The sequence below is a fragment of the Streptosporangium sp. NBC_01639 genome (assembly GCF_045209755.1).
Classification (GTDB): Bacteria; Actinomycetota; Actinomycetes; order Streptosporangiales; family Streptosporangiaceae; genus Streptosporangium.
In genome coordinates this window covers 3610484-3628071 of record NZ_CP109272.1, presented here as the reverse complement: position 1 = coordinate 3628071, position 17588 = coordinate 3610484, and the positions used below count along the sequence as shown (strand labels likewise).

Annotated in this window: 18 protein-coding genes; 15 read left to right on the top strand and 3 right to left on the bottom strand. The window is 71.1% G+C overall.

Translation table 11 applies throughout. The annotated features are described in order from the left end of the window. Window positions 1-43: 43 nt before the first annotated feature. From OHA77_RS16155 to OHA77_RS16105, 11 genes are all read left to right on the top strand, one after another. Entirely contained in the window at window positions 44-1882 is a 1839-nt protein-coding gene (locus OHA77_RS16155) for a glycosyltransferase family 2 protein (RefSeq protein ID WP_406318880.1), read from the top strand. 69 nt (window positions 1883-1951) lie between these two features. After that, window positions 1952-2971, top strand: a complete 1020-nt coding sequence (locus OHA77_RS16150; protein ID WP_406318879.1) for an energy-coupling factor ABC transporter permease — start codon at window positions 1952-1954, stop codon at window positions 2969-2971. Then, on the top strand, window positions 2971-3735 hold the full coding sequence (gene cbiQ / locus OHA77_RS16145) for a cobalt ECF transporter T component CbiQ (RefSeq protein ID WP_406318878.1): 765 nt from the start codon (window positions 2971-2973) through the stop codon (window positions 3733-3735). The genes OHA77_RS16150 and cbiQ overlap by 1 nt, the downstream gene beginning before the upstream one ends. Then, window positions 3732-4466 (top strand): energy-coupling factor ABC transporter ATP-binding protein, encoded by a 735-nt coding sequence (locus tag OHA77_RS16140; protein ID WP_406318877.1) that lies wholly within the window; start codon window positions 3732-3734, stop codon window positions 4464-4466. The genes cbiQ and OHA77_RS16140 overlap by 4 nt, the downstream gene beginning before the upstream one ends. 200 nt (window positions 4467-4666) lie before the next feature. After that, window positions 4667-5005: an STAS domain-containing protein gene (locus tag OHA77_RS16135; protein ID WP_326819819.1), complete on the top strand. Its 339-nt coding sequence runs from the start codon at window positions 4667-4669 to the stop codon at window positions 5003-5005. A 71-nt stretch (window positions 5006-5076) separates the two neighbouring features. Then, entirely contained in the window at window positions 5077-5850 is a 774-nt protein-coding gene (locus OHA77_RS16130) for an SDR family NAD(P)-dependent oxidoreductase (protein WP_326819820.1), read from the top strand. A 9-nt stretch (window positions 5851-5859) separates the two neighbouring features. Continuing rightward, window positions 5860-6660: a crotonase/enoyl-CoA hydratase family protein gene (locus OHA77_RS16125; protein ID WP_326819821.1), complete on the top strand. Its 801-nt coding sequence runs from the start codon at window positions 5860-5862 to the stop codon at window positions 6658-6660. A gap of 176 nt (window positions 6661-6836) precedes the next feature. Continuing rightward, window positions 6837-7484, top strand: a complete 648-nt coding sequence (locus tag OHA77_RS16120) for a rhomboid family intramembrane serine protease (protein ID WP_406318876.1) — start codon at window positions 6837-6839, stop codon at window positions 7482-7484. A gap of 25 nt (window positions 7485-7509) precedes the next feature. Beyond that, a complete protein-coding gene (locus OHA77_RS16115; protein ID WP_406318875.1) occupies window positions 7510-8676 on the top strand; it encodes a histidine kinase in 1167 nt (388 codons plus the stop codon). Next, window positions 8667-9308, top strand: a complete 642-nt coding sequence (locus OHA77_RS16110) for a response regulator transcription factor (protein ID WP_326819824.1) — start codon at window positions 8667-8669, stop codon at window positions 9306-9308. The genes OHA77_RS16115 and OHA77_RS16110 overlap by 10 nt, the downstream gene beginning before the upstream one ends. A gap of 105 nt (window positions 9309-9413) precedes the next feature. After that, window positions 9414-10145 (top strand): hypothetical protein, encoded by a 732-nt coding sequence (locus tag OHA77_RS16105; RefSeq protein WP_406318874.1) that lies wholly within the window; start codon window positions 9414-9416, stop codon window positions 10143-10145. Window positions 10146-10313: 168 nt separating this feature from the next. On the opposite strand, the gene OHA77_RS16100 is transcribed toward OHA77_RS16105, so the two are convergent. Then, complete coding sequence (locus OHA77_RS16100; protein WP_406318873.1) at window positions 10314-11114, bottom strand: maleylpyruvate isomerase N-terminal domain-containing protein; 801 nt, start codon at window positions 11112-11114, stop codon at window positions 10314-10316. A 237-nt stretch (window positions 11115-11351) separates the two neighbouring features. Between OHA77_RS16100 and OHA77_RS16095 the strand changes: the two genes are divergently transcribed. Beyond that, entirely contained in the window at window positions 11352-12188 is an 837-nt protein-coding gene (locus OHA77_RS16095) for a GntR family transcriptional regulator (protein WP_406318872.1), read from the top strand. 42 nt (window positions 12189-12230) lie between these two features. Here the strand turns inward: OHA77_RS16095 and serC are convergent, their stop codons facing one another. After that, complete coding sequence (serC, locus tag OHA77_RS16090) at window positions 12231-13340, bottom strand: phosphoserine transaminase (RefSeq protein WP_326819828.1); 1110 nt, start codon at window positions 13338-13340, stop codon at window positions 12231-12233. A gap of 123 nt (window positions 13341-13463) precedes the next feature. Beyond that, entirely contained in the window at window positions 13464-14570 is a 1107-nt protein-coding gene (locus OHA77_RS16085) for a citrate synthase 2 (RefSeq protein ID WP_326819829.1), read from the bottom strand. Window positions 14571-14738: 168 nt separating this feature from the next. Between OHA77_RS16085 and pdxH the strand changes: the two genes are divergently transcribed. From pdxH to OHA77_RS16070, 3 genes are all read left to right on the top strand, one after another. Continuing rightward, entirely contained in the window at window positions 14739-15392 is a 654-nt protein-coding gene (gene pdxH, locus OHA77_RS16080; RefSeq protein ID WP_326819830.1) for a pyridoxamine 5'-phosphate oxidase, read from the top strand. Window positions 15393-15484: 92 nt separating this feature from the next. Then, window positions 15485-16699, top strand: a complete 1215-nt coding sequence (locus OHA77_RS16075; RefSeq protein WP_406318870.1) for an MFS transporter — start codon at window positions 15485-15487, stop codon at window positions 16697-16699. Window positions 16700-16855: 156 nt separating this feature from the next. Next, the gene (locus OHA77_RS16070; protein WP_326819832.1) at window positions 16856-17560 is read left to right on the top strand and encodes an iron dependent repressor, metal binding and dimerization domain protein; all 705 of its coding nucleotides are present in this window, start codon (window positions 16856-16858) and stop codon (window positions 17558-17560) included. Window positions 17561-17588: the final 28 nt, after the last annotated feature.

Genomic DNA, 17588 nt, shown 5'->3' with positions numbered 1-17588 from the left:
GGGGCACGGCGGCGATGCCGTGGGGGAGGGCGCGGACCGTCACGTGACGTCCGGGTCATCCGAGATAGACGTCAGCGTGATCGTGGCCGTCCACAACTGCCGCCCCTATCTCGACAGGTGTCTCACCTCCCTGCTGATCCAGCGGGTCAGCAGGGAGATCGTCGTGGTGGACGACGGGTCCACCGACGGCAGCACCGAGCTCCTCGACCTCTACGCCGCCCACCACCGCGGTGTCATCCGGGTCATCCGGCAGGAGCACTCCGGCGGCGCGGGCCGTCCCCGCAACGTCGGGATCTCTTATGCACGCGGCAGATACGTCTTCTTCTGCGACGCGGACGACTACCTCGGTCCCGAGGCGCTGGAGCGGATGCTCGCGATGGCCGACCGCAACGACTCCGACATCGTCCTCGGGAAGATCGTCGGGCATGACCGCAGGGCGCCGGTCTCGATGTTCCGGCAGAGCGCCGAGCGGGCGTCCCTCGGGGCGAGCGCGGTCTACAACAGTCTGAGCTGCTTCAAGCTGTTCCGCCGGGAGATGCTGGAGCTCCACACCATCCGCTTCGACGAGACGCTGCTGGTGGGCGAGGACGTGGTCTTCACCGCCCACGCCTACTGCCACGCCGGCGTGATCTCGGTGGTCGCCGACTACGACTGCTACCACCTGGTCTCCCGGCCTGACGGCAGCAGCATCATGCAGCGGGAGGGGAGCCGCGACCCGGTCTCCTGGCTGCGGATGATCAGGCGGCCGATCGAGCTGGTCGTCGCCCACGTGCGGCCCGGCGCCCTCCGCGACCACCTCCTCCGGCGGCACTTCCGGCTGGACGCCTTCGGCGCCCTCGGCGGTCCCTTCCTCGCGGCGGGGGAGCTCCAGCGCAAGGAGATCGTCGCCGAGGTGGCCGACATGTGCGACCGCTGGCTCACCGACGGCGTCCGCGCCCGGCTCACCGTCATCGACCGGAACCGGATCGCCGCGCTCCAGGACATCGACCGCCTGGTACGGCTGGCGCACATCGAGTCGGCCGTGGTGCGCCGGGAGCTCACCGAGCTCCGCTGGGACGGGGAGAACCGGCTGGTCGTCTCCGGCCGGGTCGAGCTGAGCGCGCTGGAGCAGGAGGGCCGCCCGAAGCTCGTAGGCGGGGCCCTGGCCCTGGTGCTGAGGCCCCGGCACGGCGGCAGCGCGCCGCCCCCCGACGTCGTGGTCCCGGTGAGCGGCGACTGTGACGGTTTCACCGGCCGCATCGACGTCGCGGGGCTGCCCTCGGGCGTCTGGGACGTCCAGGTGACCGTCGAGTGCGAGGGGATCACCCGGCTCGCGCGGTTCGGCGCCGACCGGGACGGCCGGATCGCCCAGCCGGTGCCCCGCATGGTCGGCGGTGCCGTCGCCCTTCCCTACTTCACCCGGCCGCACGGCAACCTCAGTCTCGACGTCGGGGGACACGTGGTGAACGTGCCCGCCAGCGTGCGGCTGACCCGGACGCGCTGGGCGGCCGGCAACCGGCTGATGATCGACGGGGAGGTCGTGGTGGGCACCGGCACGCCGGGGGCGCACGCCGTACGCCATCTGGTCTGGCGGGAACGCTGGTCGGGGCTGGAGCGGCACGAGCCGGTCGCGGTCGGGGCGGGAGGCGCGTTCGCGGTCCAGCAGATGGTGGGCCGGCTGGGACCGGGCACCTGGGACGCCTATCTGGAGCTGGATCTCGGAGGCCCGCCCGCACGGTTCCGGATCGAGGCGGAGGCGGTGACGATCGTGCCGCAGCGCACGTGGTGGCGGGGCCTGGTCAGGCGGAGTGTGCGGCCGTACGCCACGGCCGGGAAGGGGAGGCTCAGCACGGTGGTCCGCACCGCCACGCCCAGGACGTTCGTCAGGCGCATCCTCCGTTAATGCCACCTTATTGCAAGTACAAGCCTATGGCCTAAAGTAGGGGGCGATTCCGCACTTCGGAGGCTTGTCGTGCACGTACCCGATGGTTTTTTCAACGCCGCAGTCTCGGTCTCAGCCGGGGCCGTCGCGGCGGCCGGCGTCGCGGTCTGCCTGCGTGGCGCCCGCCGTGAGCTCGACGACCGGACCGCCCCGATGGCCGGTCTGGTCGCGGCGTTCATCTTCGCCGTCCAGATGCTCAACTTCCCGGTCGCCGCGGGCACTAGCGGGCACCTCCTCGGCGGCACGCTCGCCGCGATACTCGTCGGTCCGTACACGGCCGTGTTGTGCGTGGCCGTGGTCCTGCTCGTGCAGGGTTTCTTCTTCGCCGACGGCGGCCTGACCGCCCTGGGCGTCAACATCACGCTCATGGGCATCGTCGCCATCGTGGTCGGCTGGACCGTCTTCCGCCTGATCACCCGGGTCGCGAGGAGCAGGGGCGCCGTCGTCGCGGCCTCGTTCGCCGCGGCTCTGGTCTCGGTGCCCGCCGCGGCGCTGGCCTTCACCCTGCTGTTCTGGATCGGCGGCACCGCACCCATCGACGTCGGTACGGTCGCCGCCGCGATGGGCGGCGTGCACGTGCTCATCGGCATCGGCGAGGGCCTGATCACCGCGGTCACCGTCAGCACCGTGCTCGCGATCCGCCCCGACCTGGTGTACGGCGCGCGGGGGCTGGCCGCCCCGCTGGTCCTGCGCGGCGCCGAGGGCGACACCGTGGTGACCCAGCAGGCCCCCGGCCGGCCCGCCCCGCGGCGCCTCGGCTGGTTCCTGCCGGCCGGCATCGTGGTGGCGGCCCTGCTGGCGGGGATCGTGAGCTTCTACGCCTCCTCCTCGCCCGACGGACTGGAGCGGGTCGCCGAGGACAAGGGCTTCAGCAGCCAGGCCACCGACCACTCGCTGGGCGGGCAGCCGCTCGCCGACTACGGTGACGCGGGCGGCATCCCGGTCGGCGTGGCCGGCCTCATCGGGGTCGGGGTCACCCTCGGGGTCGGCGGCGGGCTGTTCCTCGGGGTGCGCCGCCGTACCAGGAGCGGGGAAGAGGTCACGGTCTAGTGGGTGCGGGTCACCACCACCAGCTCTACCGGCCGGGCGACACGCCCGTCCACCGGCTGCCGCCCCAGTGCAAGCTGGTGGCGGTGGCCTGCTTCGCCCTGGTGGTCGTGACCACCCCCCGGGAGTGGTTCTGGGCGTTCGGGCTCTACGCCCTGCTGCTGGCGGCCGTGGCGTTCTCCGCGCGCGTCCCGCCGCCCTTCCTGCTGCGCCGGATGGCCGTCGAGATCCCGTTCGTGATCTTCGCCGTGGCGCTGCCGTTCATCGGGTCCGGTGCGCGCGTGCCGTTCCTGGGAGTGTCGTTCAGCGTCGCGGGCCTGTGGGCCGCCTGGAACATCCTGGCCAAGGCCACCCTGGGGGTGCTCGCGAGCGTCCTGCTGGCGGCGACCACCGAGCCCCGCCTGATGCTGCTGGGCGCGCAGCGGCTCCGGCTGCCGCCGATGCTGGTGCAGATCGCGATGTTCATGCTCCGCTACATGGACGTGATCATGGATGAGATGCGCCGGATGAAGGTGGCCAGGGAGTCACGGGGGTTCACGGCCAGGGACGTCCGGCACATCCCGGTGATCGCCAAATCCGCGGGCGCGCTGTTCATCCGCTCCTATGAGCGGGGCGAACGGGTGCACCTGGCGATGCTCAGCCGCGGCTACACCGGCTCGATGCCGGTCATCCAGGACCTGTCCGCCTCGTCGCGGCAGTGGCTCACCGCCGGTATGTTGCCGGGCGTGGCGCTCGTGGTGCTGCTCGGAACCTGGGGGTTGGCATGACGACACCGTCTCTGGAGGTGCGCCGCCTGGCGTACGCCTATCCGGACGGCACGCAGGCGCTGTTCGGCGTGGACTTCGCGATCGGGCGCGGGGAACGGGTGGCGCTGCTCGGGCCGAACGGCGCGGGCAAGACGACGCTGGTGATGCACCTCAACGGCATCCTGACCGCCGGGCACGGCACAGTGGCGGTGGCCGGGCTGCCGGTGACGAAAGTCTCACTCCGGGAGATCCGCCGGCGGGTCGGGCTCGTCTTCCAGGACCCCGACGACCAGCTTTTCATGCCGACCGTCCGCGAGGACGTGGCCTTCGGCCCGGCCAACCTCGGGATCGGGGGCGAGGAGCTGCAGCGCCGGGTCAAGGACGCGCTGGACCGGGTGGGCATGCTGGAGGCGATCGACCGGCCCCCGCACCACCTGTCCTTCGGCCAGCGCCGCCGGGTCGCGGTGGCGACCGTGCTCGCCATGGAGCCGGAGATCCTGGTGCTGGACGAGCCCTCGTCGAACCTGGACCCCGCCTCCCGCCGCGAGCTCGCCGAGATCCTGCGGAGTCTCGACGTGACCGTGCTGATGGTCACCCACGACCTGCCCTACGCCCTGGAGCTGTGCGACCGCGCGCTCGTTCTGTCCGGAGGCGTGATCGCCGCCGACGGGCCGACCCGGGACATCCTCGCCGACGCCGACCTGCTCGCCGCCCACCGGCTCGAACTTCCGTACGGCTTCGCCCTGCCGTGACCGGCTGCCCGGCCCGGTGCGCCCGGCCCGGTGCGCCCGGCCCGGCGCGGCAGGCACGGCGGCCCCGGGCGATCCAGGCGGCGATATGCGGCAATCCTGCCAGCGTCTCGTGATCCTGATGAATGATCGTAGGTCGCATGACCTCACATCGGGTGATGGAGAAGTAAAGTGGGTCTGCCTCATAGGCGCGAGGAGGATGCATGAAGCTACGGCTGGCTCGCCGCGCCGTTGGTGACGCCGTGGTGGTCGCCGTCGAAGGTGAACTCGATCTGTTCACCGCCCCGTTCCTCCGGGATGAGGTCCGCGACGCGATCAAGCTCGACGGTGCCAAGCTGGTCCTCGACCTGACCGCCCTGTCGTTCATGGACTCCAGCGGCCTGTCCGTGCTGATCGAGGCGTGGCGGCTGGCGACGGCGGAGGGCGGCGGGGTCTGCCTGGCCGCGCCCCAGGGGCCGGTGGCCCGGATCCTGCGCACGACCGGGCTGGACCGGCGGATAAAGGTCTACCCCGACGTCGGCAGCGCGGTGGGGGAGATCTGACGCCCCAGTCGTGGGTCAGATTTGGCCCCCCTGAGTAGAACTTCATTCGGTATTCGCGTTAAAGTCCGCTCATGGACCTGAACGGAGCAGCAGCAATCATCTCGGGCGGTGCCAGCGGTCTCGGCGAGGCCACGGCCCGCGACCTCGCCGCACACGGCGTCACCGTGGTCATCGCCGACCTCAACGAGGAGCGCGGCAAGTCCCTCGCCGACGAGCTCGGCGGCGTCTTCGTCAAGACCGACGTCTCCGACGAGGAGCAGGTGCAGGCGGCCGTGGACGCGGCCGTGGCGACCGGCAAGCCGTTGCGTGTCGTGGTCAACAGCGCGGGCATCGGCTGGGCCACCCGTACGGTGAACCGCGACGGCTCGCCGCACGACCTGGCGTCCTACCGCAAGGTCATCGAGGTCAACCTGATCGGCACCTTCAACCTCATGCGCATCGGCGCCGCGGCGGTCGCCAAGACCGAACCGGTCGACGCGGACGGCCAGCGCGGCGTGGTCATCAACACCGCCTCCGTGGCGGCGCTGGAGGGCCAGATCGGCCAGGTCGCGTACTCGGCGTCCAAGGGCGGCATCGTCGGCATGACCGTCCCGGCCGCCCGCGACCTGGCGGCCGTCGGCATCCGCGTCAACACCGTCTGCCCGGGCATCATCGACACGCCCATCTACGGCTTCTCGCCCAACGCCGAGGAGTTCAAGGCCAAGCTGGTGGCGCCGGTGGTCTTCCCCAAGCGCATGGGACAGGCCGCGGAGTTCGCCCACCTGGTGCGCTCGCTGATCGAGAACGACTACATGAACGCCGAGACCGTCCGTTTCGACGGCGGCATCCGCTTCCAGCCCAAGTAGGAGTCATCGGTGTCTGACACGTCTGGCGATCACCTGCCGACTTCCGAGACCGCCGAGGTCCTGGTCGAGGTCGACGACGGTGTCGCCGTCATCACCATCAACCGCCCCCGGGCGAAGAACGCCGTCAACGGCGCGGTCGCCCGGGGCATCGCCGCCGCGCTGGACGAGTTGGAGGAGCGCAAGGACGTCTCCGCCTACGTCCTCACCGGAGCCGGCGGCACCTTCTGCGCCGGCATGGACCTGAAGGGCTTCCTGACCGGCGACATGCCCGTCGTCAAGGGAAGAGGGTTCGGCGGCGTCGTCGAGGCGCCGCCGAAGAAGCCGATCATCGCCGCGGTCGAGGGCTACGCCCTGGCCGGCGGCTGCGAGCTGGCGCTGGCCTGCGACATCGTCATCGCCGCCGAGTCGGCCACGTTCGGGCTGCCCGAGCCCAAGCGGGGCCTGGTCGCGGGGGCGGGCGGCATCATGCGGCTGCCGCGGCGCATCCCGTACCACATCGCGATGGAGATCGCCCTGACCGGCGACCACTTCCCGGCCTCCCGGTTGCACGAGGTGGGTCTGGTCAACCACGTCACGCCCACCGGCGAGGCACTGGCCAAGGCGCTCGAACTCGCGAAGCGGATCGCGGCGAACGCCCCGCTGGCGCTCGCCGCGACCAAGCGCGTGATCGTCGAGTCCGCCGACTGGGACAGGGACGAGATGTTCGCCAGACAGGGCGAGATCATCAACCCGGTGTTCGGCTCCAAGGACGCCATGGAGGGGGCGGCGGCCTTCGCCGAGAAGCGCGCCCCGCAGTGGAGAGGCGAGTAGCCGTTCCCTGGCCGGGATCGCCTCGGTGGTCCCGGTGGTGACAGGTTGGGTGCCGGACGTGATTCCGTACGGACATGTCCGGCATTCATGGCCAAGAGTGCGTACGGTAAAGGTGTGGACGAGTGCGGCGGGGGCACTTGCCGTCCACGCGACCGCTCCGATGGCCAGGAGAGTGCATGAACGACTACGCGACCCGGACCACTCCGACGAAGCGGTCCGCCGGCGCGCTTTTCAAACGCAGGGCCGGCAACCTGGTGGCCGGTGCCGCGGGGGCCGCGATGCTCATCATCGTCCTGGTCGCCGGTATGTGGGTCATCGAGGTCGCCGACTACGTGATGCCCGCCGACTTCGACTCCTACGGCATCCGGTCGTGGAACCCCGAAGGCCTGACCGGCATCTTCCTCGCCCCGTTCCTGCACGCGGGCTTCGGCCACCTGATGGCCAACTCGCTGCCGCTGCTGATCCTCGGCTTCCTCGCCGCGCTGCGCGGGATCGGCCGCTTCCTGGCCGCCAGCCTGATCATCATCGTGGTCAGCGGTCTGGGGGTCTGGTTCACCAGCTCACCGACCACCGTCACGGTCGGCGCGAGCGGGCTGGTGTTCGGCTACTTCGGCTTCGTCGTCGCCCGCGGCCTGTTCGACCACCGGGCCCTGGACATCGTGATCGGCATCGGTGTCGCGGTGGCGTACTACTCGATCATCTGGGGTGTGCTGCCGGGTGAGGCCGGCATCTCCTGGCAGGGGCACCTGTTCGGGCTGATCGGCGGGATCGTGGCGGCCTGGGTGCTGCGCCGCAGGCGTCAGGCCGCCGTCTCCGCCCCCTGAGCCGCCGGACGCTGACCGTCTCAGGGTGAACACGCGGACGGCCCTGGAGGCACTCTCCCTGCGCCCCTCGGCCTTCCTGCGCTCCTCGTGGCCATGGAGGTCGCTGGCGTATCTGGCGGGGAGCGCCCTGCCCGGCGCCTTCCTCGGACTGGTCGCGATGGCCGTCTCCCTCCTGGAACCGGTGCCGGCCCGGGTGATCGCCGGGCTGGCCGCCCTCATCGCGGTGCTCTCGCCGGTGGCCGGGTTCGAGCGGTGGCGGTTACGGCTGGTGGACGCCGTCCCGGTCTCCGAGACGCCTGACGGGCGGTGGCGGGGGATCGGCCTGGCCGTCACGTCGCTCCTGGCGCTGTGGTGGATCGACCTGATGATGGTCGGCCTCACCGTCGGCGGTCCCGTCCTGCTGATCCTGTCGCCCGTCGTGCAGCCGATGGCGGTGGAGGCGCCGTTCCAGACGCTGGCCGTCTCCGTCGGGGGTGTGCTCCTGCTCCCGGTGGCCGTCTACACCTTCACCGCCTGGGCGGGTGCGCGCGGGGTGATGGTCAGGAGCCTGCTCGCCTCCCGCAACACGGAGTTGGACGAGGTGGTGCGGTCGCGGGCCAGGCTCGTGGACGCATTCGAGATGGAACGGCGCAGGATCGAGCGGGATCTGCACGACGGTGCCCAGCAGCGGCTCGTCGCGCTCTCCATGAAGCTGGGGCTGGTCAGGCTCGACCTGCCGCCCGATTCACCTGCCGGAGAGCGGCTGGCGCAGGCTCACGAAGAGGCCATGCGGGCGCTGACCGAGCTGCGGGAGCTGGTCCGCGGCGTGCACGCGCAGGTGCTCACCGACCGCGGCCTCGCCGCCGCCGTCCGTGACGTGGCGGGGCGGTCTCCGGTCGCCGTGGAGGTGGACGTCTCCCTGGACGACCGGTTGCCCACGGCCGTGGAGGTGGCCGCCTTCTACGTCGTCTCCGAGGCGTTGGCGAACGTCGCCAAGCACAGCCGGGCGAGCCGGGCTGTTGTGCGTGGCCGGCTCACCGGCCGGACACTGCTCCTGGAGATCCGTGACGACGGTGAAGGCGGCGCGGATCCGTCGAAGGGCACGGGACTGACCGGGCTGGCCGACCGGCTCGCGGTGGTGGACGGCAGAATGTCGCTGTCCAGTCCGGCAGGCGGGCCGACGTCGATGCGAGTGGAGATCCCGTGCGCGTAGTGATCGCCGAGGACGCCGTGCTCCTGCGGGAGGGGCTCGTCGGCCTGGTCGAACGGTTCGGGCACACGGTCGCGGCCTCGGTGGGCGACGCCGCCGCCCTCGTCGCCGCGGTGGAGGAGCACGCGCCCGACATCGTGGTGACCGACGTGCGGATGCCGCCCGGCTTCAGCGACGAGGGGCTGCGTGCCGCGCTCGCGCTGCGCCGGGCACATCCCGGCCTCGCCGTGCTGGTGCTGAGCCAGTATGTCGAGCAGACCTACGCCACCGAACTGCTGGACTCCGGACGCGGCGCGGGCATCGGCTATCTGCTGAAGGACCGGGTCGGGGCCGTGACCGAGTTCGCCGACGCGTTGACGCGGGTCGCCGGGGGCGACATGGTCATCGACCCCGAGGTGGTGCGCCAGCTGCTGAGCCGGCGCCGTGACCCGCTGGAGCGGCTCACGCCCAGGGAGCGTGAGGTGCTGGCACTCATCGCGGAGGGCCGGTCCAACGCCTCGATCGCCCGTGAGATCGTCGTCACCGACGCGGCGGTCGCCAAGCACATCGCGAACATCTTCGCCAAACTCGACCTGCCGCCCGCCGCCGACGGGCACCGCCGGGTCCTCGCCGTCCTCGCCTACCTGCGCGGCTGAGGTCCGGGCCGCCGGCCTCCCGGCGCGGCATTAGTGCCAGGTCTACCTCGCATTCTCGCTCCAGCGCCCCTGTGCCGGCTGTGTCGCGCCGGTTGGATCGAAGGCATGACGACGACTGAGCGCACATCGCCCGCCTTCCGTTTTCCCGGTCGCCTGGCGGAGGGGGCCGGACTGGTTCTGGGCCCGGTACTGATCCTCGCGGGGGTGCTGCTGCGGGTGGAGTTCGGGGATTTCTTCCCCGAACAGCTCGCGGCCTTCGCCGGGAGCCCCGTCCTGATGACCGTCTCCTACAGCGCCTTCGTCGCCGGAGTCGTCCTGCTCTGGCCCGCGGTCGCGGCCGTGACCAGGCGGATCGGGGCGTTGCACTCCGGCTGGGCCATGTGGGGCGGGGGACTGGTCACGGCGGGGCTGTTCGCCCGTGTCTTCCACGCGGGTGTGAACCACCTGGCCTTCCAGCTTGTGGACGTGCAGGGGCTGGAGGTCGCACAGCGAGCGGTGAGTGACCAGTACGGTGCCTTTCACGTCTTCCAGCCGCTCGACATCGCCGTCTTCTCCGGCTGGATCGTGCTGGCCCTCGGCGCTTGGCGAGCCGACGTATTCGGCGCCGGTGTGACAGGCACGGCGCGGTGCGTCGCGCTCGGGCTCATGTCGGCCATGCCGCTCGGCGTCCTCAAGGGCACGGGCCCGATGTCGGTCCTCGCCGCGGCCGGCCTGTGCGTCGCACTGGTGCCGCTCGGCGTCAGGGTGCTGAGGGACGGGTCCGCGCCCAGGTGGTGGGCCTACCCGCTGGCCGTGGTCGTGGGGGCGGGAGCCGTACTCCTCGGCACTCTGGGCTAGGTGTGATGACCGCAGAGGTCGCGTGCGCGGGCGACACGAGCTCGATGATGTTGAAACAGGGAAGGGCCTACGGGTTCGGTGTGGATCGCGACGCCTGCACCGGGCTCCCGGAGGCATCCGTGTCCCACCGCAACGCGCCGACCGGGACGTCAGCCGGACCGCGGGCCGTCACAGGCCCGGGAAGACCCGGCGCAGGTCGTCCAGGGTGACGCCGGTGACGGTCACCGAGCCGGGGGTGTACCGGGGGTCCAGTCTGCCGGTGAGCAGGCGCAGCCACGCCTCGGCCGGGGCGGACAGGACGATGTCGGCCGGCTCGGTCACCCGGCTGAAGCCGACGGTCTCCCCGAGAGTGAGACCGAGGGTCCGCTCGGGCTCTCTCGTCTCGACGCGGAGCGTGGTCTGCCGGGGGTCGAGGGCATCGGGCTGGCCGATGAAGCCGACGAGGAAGTCGAGCGGCCCGGGGTAGAGGTCGGTCAGCGCCTCGACCGCGTCGGAGGCGACGGTGGCCCGGGGGTCGAAGGCGATCCGCACGTCCCAGGCGTGCAGGGCGGCCTCGTTCAGGCGCATCCCGGCGACCAGTGCGACGTCGGCGGGGTTCGGCAGGAAGCCCAGTCTGATCTCCAGGCGCTCGCGGGTGCCGGCGTCCAGGCTCTCGTAGGCGGCGACCAGCTCGGCGTCGGCCCCGGCGAAATCCGCGGCCTGCTCGGCGGGGCTCTTGGCGTTCCAGCGGTTCCACACCGCCTCGTTGAACTCCTGGCCGGGCGCGTCGTCCCCGGCCAGCGCGGACCGCAGCGCCGCCAGGCCGATCTCGGCGCCGCTGCCGAGGTGGCTGAGCACCTGGGCGACGGTCCACTCCGACGACCCCGAGGGCCGGGCGAGGCCGTCGCCGTCCAGGCCGCTCACGAAGGCGGTCAGGTCGTCGTGGCCGGTACGCAGGGCCGCGATGGTCCGATCGGTGAGCGTGGTCATGGAAGTACCTCCAGCGCGAAGGTTTCTCGGGGCCTTACGGCAGGGCGGAACCGCCTGCCCGGCATCCTCTCCCAGAACTACCCGCCGCCACTCCGTTATCACGATTGTCGACTACTCACCGTCATCTTCCCCGGTGTGAGCAGGGCAGGTCCCCGGCCGCCCGCCGTACCGCCCACGTCCGGCCGCCCGGGGCCGCGGGGCCGGGTACGGGCCGTTAAAGTCGGCCGGGAGGACCGTTTGACAGGGGGGCAGGGACCGGTGGACGAGAAGGCCCTGAAGGACATCGCCGCGATCGCGGACCCGGTCGAGCGCGCCGGGGCCGTCGACCGCGCGCTGGCCGAACAGCGGGAGCTGGCCGGCGAACTCGCCCGCCTGCACCGTGAGGCCGTCGCCGAGGCACGGGCCGCAGGGGGGCGTCAGGACGTGATCGGGCCGTGGCCGGGAGCCGACCCGGGGAGCGGGGCTCAGGAGGAGGCAGCGGGCAGCACAGGCGCCGCGGGCGGCCTCGTGGAGCCGCTCCGGAGACCGCCCAGGGTGCTGGTCCGGCGGGCGCTGCCCACCGAGCCCGCTGTACGCGCGTCGGCGTCGCTGTTCATGACCGAGGCGGAGCGGCAGGGCATCCGTCCGGGCCGCCGCATGCTTTACGTCGGTCCCGAGCCGGCCTCCGGCCATGTCGCCGCCGCGCTGCGCGTCGAGCCCGGCACCGAGGTGCTGGCCCGCCGCAAGCTGCTGCTCGCCGACGACGTGCCGGTGCGGATCGCCACCAGCTACTTCCGGCTGGACGTCTTCGGTGACACGCCGCTCGCCGCCCCCGACTTCGTACGGCCCAGCCTGCAGGCCGGGATCGAGGCGCTCGGCCACCGCTTCGGCCATGCGGAGGAGCATCTCGTGGCCCGTCCGCCCACCGGCTTCGAGGCGGTGACGCTGGAGCTCGACCCCGGGGAGTGGGTGGTGCAGATCCTGCGGGCCGGCTACGGCGACGACGGCACCCCGGTCCACACGCTGGAGACCGTCTGCGCGGCCTCCCGTCATGTCTTCCCCGTCGCCCAGGTCACCGGGGCCGACGAGTTCTGACCATGCCCCCCGGGGACGGCTCTCCGGGGGCACGGCGACGGGCTAGAGCCGCTCGACCACGTGGTCGATGCAGTGCGTCAGGGCCTCGACGTCGTCCGGGTCGATGGCCGGGAACATCGCGACGCGCAGCTGGTTGCGGCCGAGCTTGCGGTAGGGCTCGGTGTCCACGATGCCGTTGGCGCGCAGGACCTTGGCGATCGCCGCGGCGTCGACGCCGTCGGCGAAGTCGATGGTGCCGACCACGTTGGAGCGGAACTCCGGACCGGCGAACGGCGTGGTGTAGGAGGTCTTGTCCGCCCAGGTGTAGAGGCGCCGCGCGGACTCGGCGGTCCGGGCGGTGGTCCAGGCCAGGCCGCCGTTGCCGTTCATCCACTCGATCTGGTCGGCGAGCAGGAACAGCGTGGAGACCGACGGGGTGTTGTAGGTCTGGTCCTTGCTGGAGTTGTCGATGGCCACCGGCAGGCTGAAGAACTCGGGGACGTAGCGGCCGCTGCCGGCGATCTCCTCGACCCGGGCGAGCGCGGCCGGGGACATCAGGGCGATCCACAGGCCGCCGTCGGAGGCGAAGCTCTTCTGCGGGGCGAAGTAGTAGACGTCGGTCTCGCTGATGTCGACGGGCAGGCCGCCGGCCCCGGAGGTGGCGTCGACCAGGACGAGCGAGCCCTCCTCGCCCACGCGCCTGATCGGCATCGCGACACCGGTCGAGGTCTCGTTGTGGGTGAGGGCGTAGACGTCCACGCCCTCCTCCAGCCGGGCCTCGGGGTGGCTGCCGACCTCGGACTTGATCACGGTCGGGTCGCCCAGCCACGGGGCCTTCGCCACGACGGAGGCGAACTTGGAGGAGAACTCGCCGAAGTGCAGGTGCTGCGACTTCTCCCGGACCAGCCCGAAGGCGGCGATGTCCCAGAACGCGGTGGTGCCGCCGTTGCCGAGGACGACCTCGTACCCCTCGGGAAGGGAGAACAGCTCCGACAGTCCCGCGCGGACGCGTCCGACGAGCGACTTGACCGGCTTCTGGCGGTGCGAGGTGCCGAGCACGCTGGAGCCCGAGGCCGCGAGAGCCGCGAGCTGCTCGGGGCGCACCTTCGAAGGCCCGCAGCCGAAACGGCCGTCGGCGGGCTTGATGTCTGAGGGAATCACGATGTCAGCCACCCGAACAGCCTACTGAGCCTTCCGGCTGGTCCATCCCCAAGTCCGGATTGTGAGATGGGCGAGTCTGGAATGCGAAACGGCTGTCGCGCGAGACATTCGCGCGACAGCCGTACAGGACACCGGTCAGACGGCGCCGAGAACCTCGGCGGCGCCGGGGACGTCGTTGACCGAACGCTGTGCCGGACCCACGTAGTCGGCGCTGGGGCGGACGAGCCTGCCCGTGCGCTTCTGCTCCAGAATGTGGGCGGCCCAGCCCGCGGTGCGGGCGCAGGTGAACATGGAGGTGAACATGGAGGAGGGAACCTGGGCGAAGTCCAGGATGACAGCCGCCCAGTACTCGACGTTGGTGGCGAGCACCCGGTCGGGCTTGCGGGCGTGCAACTCTTCCAGGGCGGCCGTCTCCAGGGCTGCGGCGACCTCGTAACGCGGTGCGTCGAGCTCCTTGGCCGTGCGCCGGAGCACCCGGGCACGGGGGTCCTCGGCCCGGTAGACGCGGTGGCCGAAGCCCATGAGGCGCTGGCCCTTGTCCAGCTCGCTCTGGACGTACTTCTTGGCGTCGCCGACCTGCTCGACGCCTTCGATCATGTGCAGCACGCGGGCGGGGGCGCCACCGTGCAGCGGACCGGACATGGCGCCGACCGCGCCGCTCAGCGCCGCGGCCACGTCGGCGCCGGTGGAGGCGATGACGCGGGCGGTGAAGGTGGAGGCGTTCATGCCGTGCTCGGCCGCGGACGTCCAGTAGGCGTCAATGGCCTTCACGTGCTTGGGGTCGGGGTCGCCCTGCCAGCGGATCATGAACCGCTCGACGATGCCGTCGCCCTTGTCGACCTCGCTCTGGGGGACCATCGGCTTGCCGAGGCCGCGAGAGGACTGGGCGACGAAGCTGAGCGCGGTCACACTGGCGCGGGCCAGGTCGTTGCGGGCCTGCTCCTCGTCGATGTCGAGCAGCGGCTTGAAGCCGTACACGGGGGCCAGCATGGCCAGCGCGCTCTGCACGTCGACGCGGATGTCACCGGAATGGACAGGAACGGGGTACGGCTCTGCCGGGGGGAGACCCGGCTGGAACGTGTTGTCGACCAGCAGGCCCCACACGTTCCCGAAGGGAACGCGTCCGACCAGCTCTTCGATGTCGACGCCCCGATACCGAAGGGCGCCCCCTTCTTTGTCCGGTTCCGCGATCTCCGTCTCGAAAGCTACAACGCCTTCGAGCCCGGGTTTGAAGTCGGACATTCTCGGCCGCCTCCCTTTCTTGAAGTCAAAGCCTTGATGTCGAGATACCGGCGGGTCATATTCAACCCCCTGGGGTTCAGTGGTGTGCCGCCGGACCCGCCGGAACGCGATCGTCCCAGGTGGGGGCGGTGCGCATCTTTTCCGTCAAGCACGGGAGAATACCTTCCCGTGGACGACACATCGCGCCCGCCATCCCTGGCGGGGCTTCGCCGGACCTATCAGGGCCTGCCGTTGCTGGAGGCCGAAGTCGCACCCGATCCCGTGTCGCAGTTCGCCGCCTGGTTCGGCGAGGCCGTGGACGCCGGGCTTCCCGAACCGAACGCGATGGTGGTCGCGACCTCCTCCGCGGGAGGCCGGCCGACGGCCAGAACCGTGCTGCTCAAGGGCTACGACGAGAACGGATTCGTGTTCTACACCAACTACGAGTCGCGCAAGGGCCGGGACCTCACCGAGAACCCCCGGGCCGGCCTGCTGTTCCCCTGGCACGCCATCCGCCGCCAGGTGCGGGTGGAGGGGCCGGTGGTACGGCTGTCGCGTGAGGAGTCGGCCGCCTACTTCAGATCCCGCCCGTACGGCTCGCGCATCGGGGCCTGGGCGTCCCGGCAGTCGGCCGTCGTGCACACCAGGGAGGAGCTGGACGCCCGCTACGAGGAGCTGGCGGAGCGGTGGCCGGAGGATCCGCCCGTGCCGGACTTCTGGGGCGGCTTCCGGGTCGTGCCCGCGGAGGTGGAGTTCTGGCAGGGCCGGACCGACCGCATGCACGACCGCCTCCGGTACCGCCGGGTGGAGGACTCCTGGATCGTCGAACGCCTGGCTCCCTGACGCGCTTGCCCACCTTTTACTGATATATCCGCATATGTCTGGCGGATATTGGGGGCAATGTGGGGTTCGGAGATTTCGTCCAACGGCTTGCGGTGGACACTCGTCCGCTGAGTGTCCCCGCATACCGGCGGCTCTGGGCCGGCCAGGGCGTGTCGTTCATCGGCTTCCAGCTCACCTCGGTGGCGGTCAGCGCCCAGATCTTCGCCATCACCGACTCGTCCTTCTGGGTCGGCATGCTCGGCCCGGCCAACCTGGTCCCCCTGGTGGTCTTCGGCCTCTGGGGCGGGGCCGTCGCCGACGCGGTCGACCGGCGCAGGCTGCTCCTGGTCGGCGCGCTGATCGCCTGGACCGCCACGCTCGCGCTGCTCGTCCAGGCGGCCCTGGGGATGACCAACGTCGGTCTGCTGCTGGCCACCGTGGCCGTGCACGCCACCGGGTTCGCCATCACCGGGCCGACCCGGGGGGCGATCATCCCCAGGCTGGTGCCCGCCGAGCTGGTCCCGGCGGCCAACACGCTCAACTACCTCGCGGGCGGGTCCGGCAGCGTCATCGGCCCGCTGGTCGGCGGGCTCGTGCTCGCCCGGGGCGGGTTCGCCACCGCCTACCTGATCGACGCGCTGCTGTTCGGCGCCGGCTTCTACGCCGCCCTGCGGCTGCCGCAACTCAAGCCGGTCGGCGAGGTCACCCGCCCCGGCCTGCGGTCGGTCGTGGACGGCCTGCGCTACGTGTCGGGACACCCGATCGTGATGATGTCGTTCGTCGTGGACATCATCGCCATGGCGTTCGCGCTGCCCAGGGCGCTGTTCCCGGAGGTCGTGGCCGAGCGGTTCGGCGGTTCGGCGACCGCGTTCGGCTGGCTGTCGGCGAGCATGGCCATCGGCTCGGTGGTCGGCGGCCTAATGTCGGGCTGGGTGGGCCGGGTCCGGCGCCAGGGCCTGGCGCTCACGTTCGTGATCGCGGCCTGGGGGCTCAGCGTCGCCGCCGCCGGGCTCGTGGGACAGCTCTGGCTGATGGTCGCGCTGCTCGCCTTCGGCGGAGCCGCCGACCTGGTCTCCTCGGTGTGGCGGCAGACGATCCTGCAGACCCACGCGCCCGACGACATGCGCGGGCGGATGCAGGGCGTGTTCATGGTGGTGGTCGCCGGCGGCCCCCGGCTGGGGGACCTGCGCGCCGGGGCCACGGCGAGCTGGTTCGGCGCCACCGGGGCGTGGATCGGCGGCGGGATCGCCTGCGCGGTCGCGGTGCTCGTGGTGGGGCTGGCCGTACCGGCGTTCCGGGACTACCGGCCCGCCGTACGAGGTCAGTGAACGGCTTGGGAAGGATTCGGCAACCGCCGGTGTTTCCGCCCTTGCCACCGGGGACGGATCTCACAATAGGGTCGGGGTCTGAGACTTCACGCTCCCGCGCGGCTTCACGGCACCAGCGCGCGATGGACGGGGCATCGAGATAGGACGGGAGGAGCCTTGACCGCACACGGCCTGATCGATACCACGGAGATGTATCTCCGCACGATCTTCGAGTTGGAGGAGGAGGGAATCGTCCCTCTGCGGGCGCGCATCGCCGAACGGCTGCAGCAGAGTGGTCCCACCGTCAGCCAGACGGTCGCCCGGATGGAACGCGACGGCCTGGTCAGGGTCGAGGGCGACCGGCACCTGACCATGACCGACCTGGGCCGCACGCTCGCGACCCGGGTCATGCGCAAGCACCGCCTCGCCGAATGCCTGCTCACCCAGGTGATCGGTCTCCCCTGGGAGGAGGTGCACATCGAGGCGTGCCGCTGGGAGCACGTCATGTCCGAATCCGTGGAGGCCCGGCTGGTCAGCCTGCTGAACAACCCGACCGAGGACCCGCACGGCAACCCCATCCCGGGCCTGGACGAGCTCGGCGTCGAGGGCGCTCTGGGCGGCGGCTGGGAGTCCCTGCCGTCGATGGCCGCCCTGGCCGGGCCCAGAGATATACCCGTTGTGGTGCGGCGAATTAGCGAACAAGTGCAAAGCGATCCGGCTGTGATGCTTAAACTCAAGCAAGTTGGGATACAACCCGGACGCGAGGTGACGCTCGCGGCGAGCGACGACGGTGTGCGGGTGACAGGTGACGACGGAGCGGAGAACAGACTTGCGGACCTTCCGCGAGACGTTGCCGCGCATGTTTTCGTCTCCACGCGCTGACCAAGGCCCCTCTGCTTGGTTGGATTCC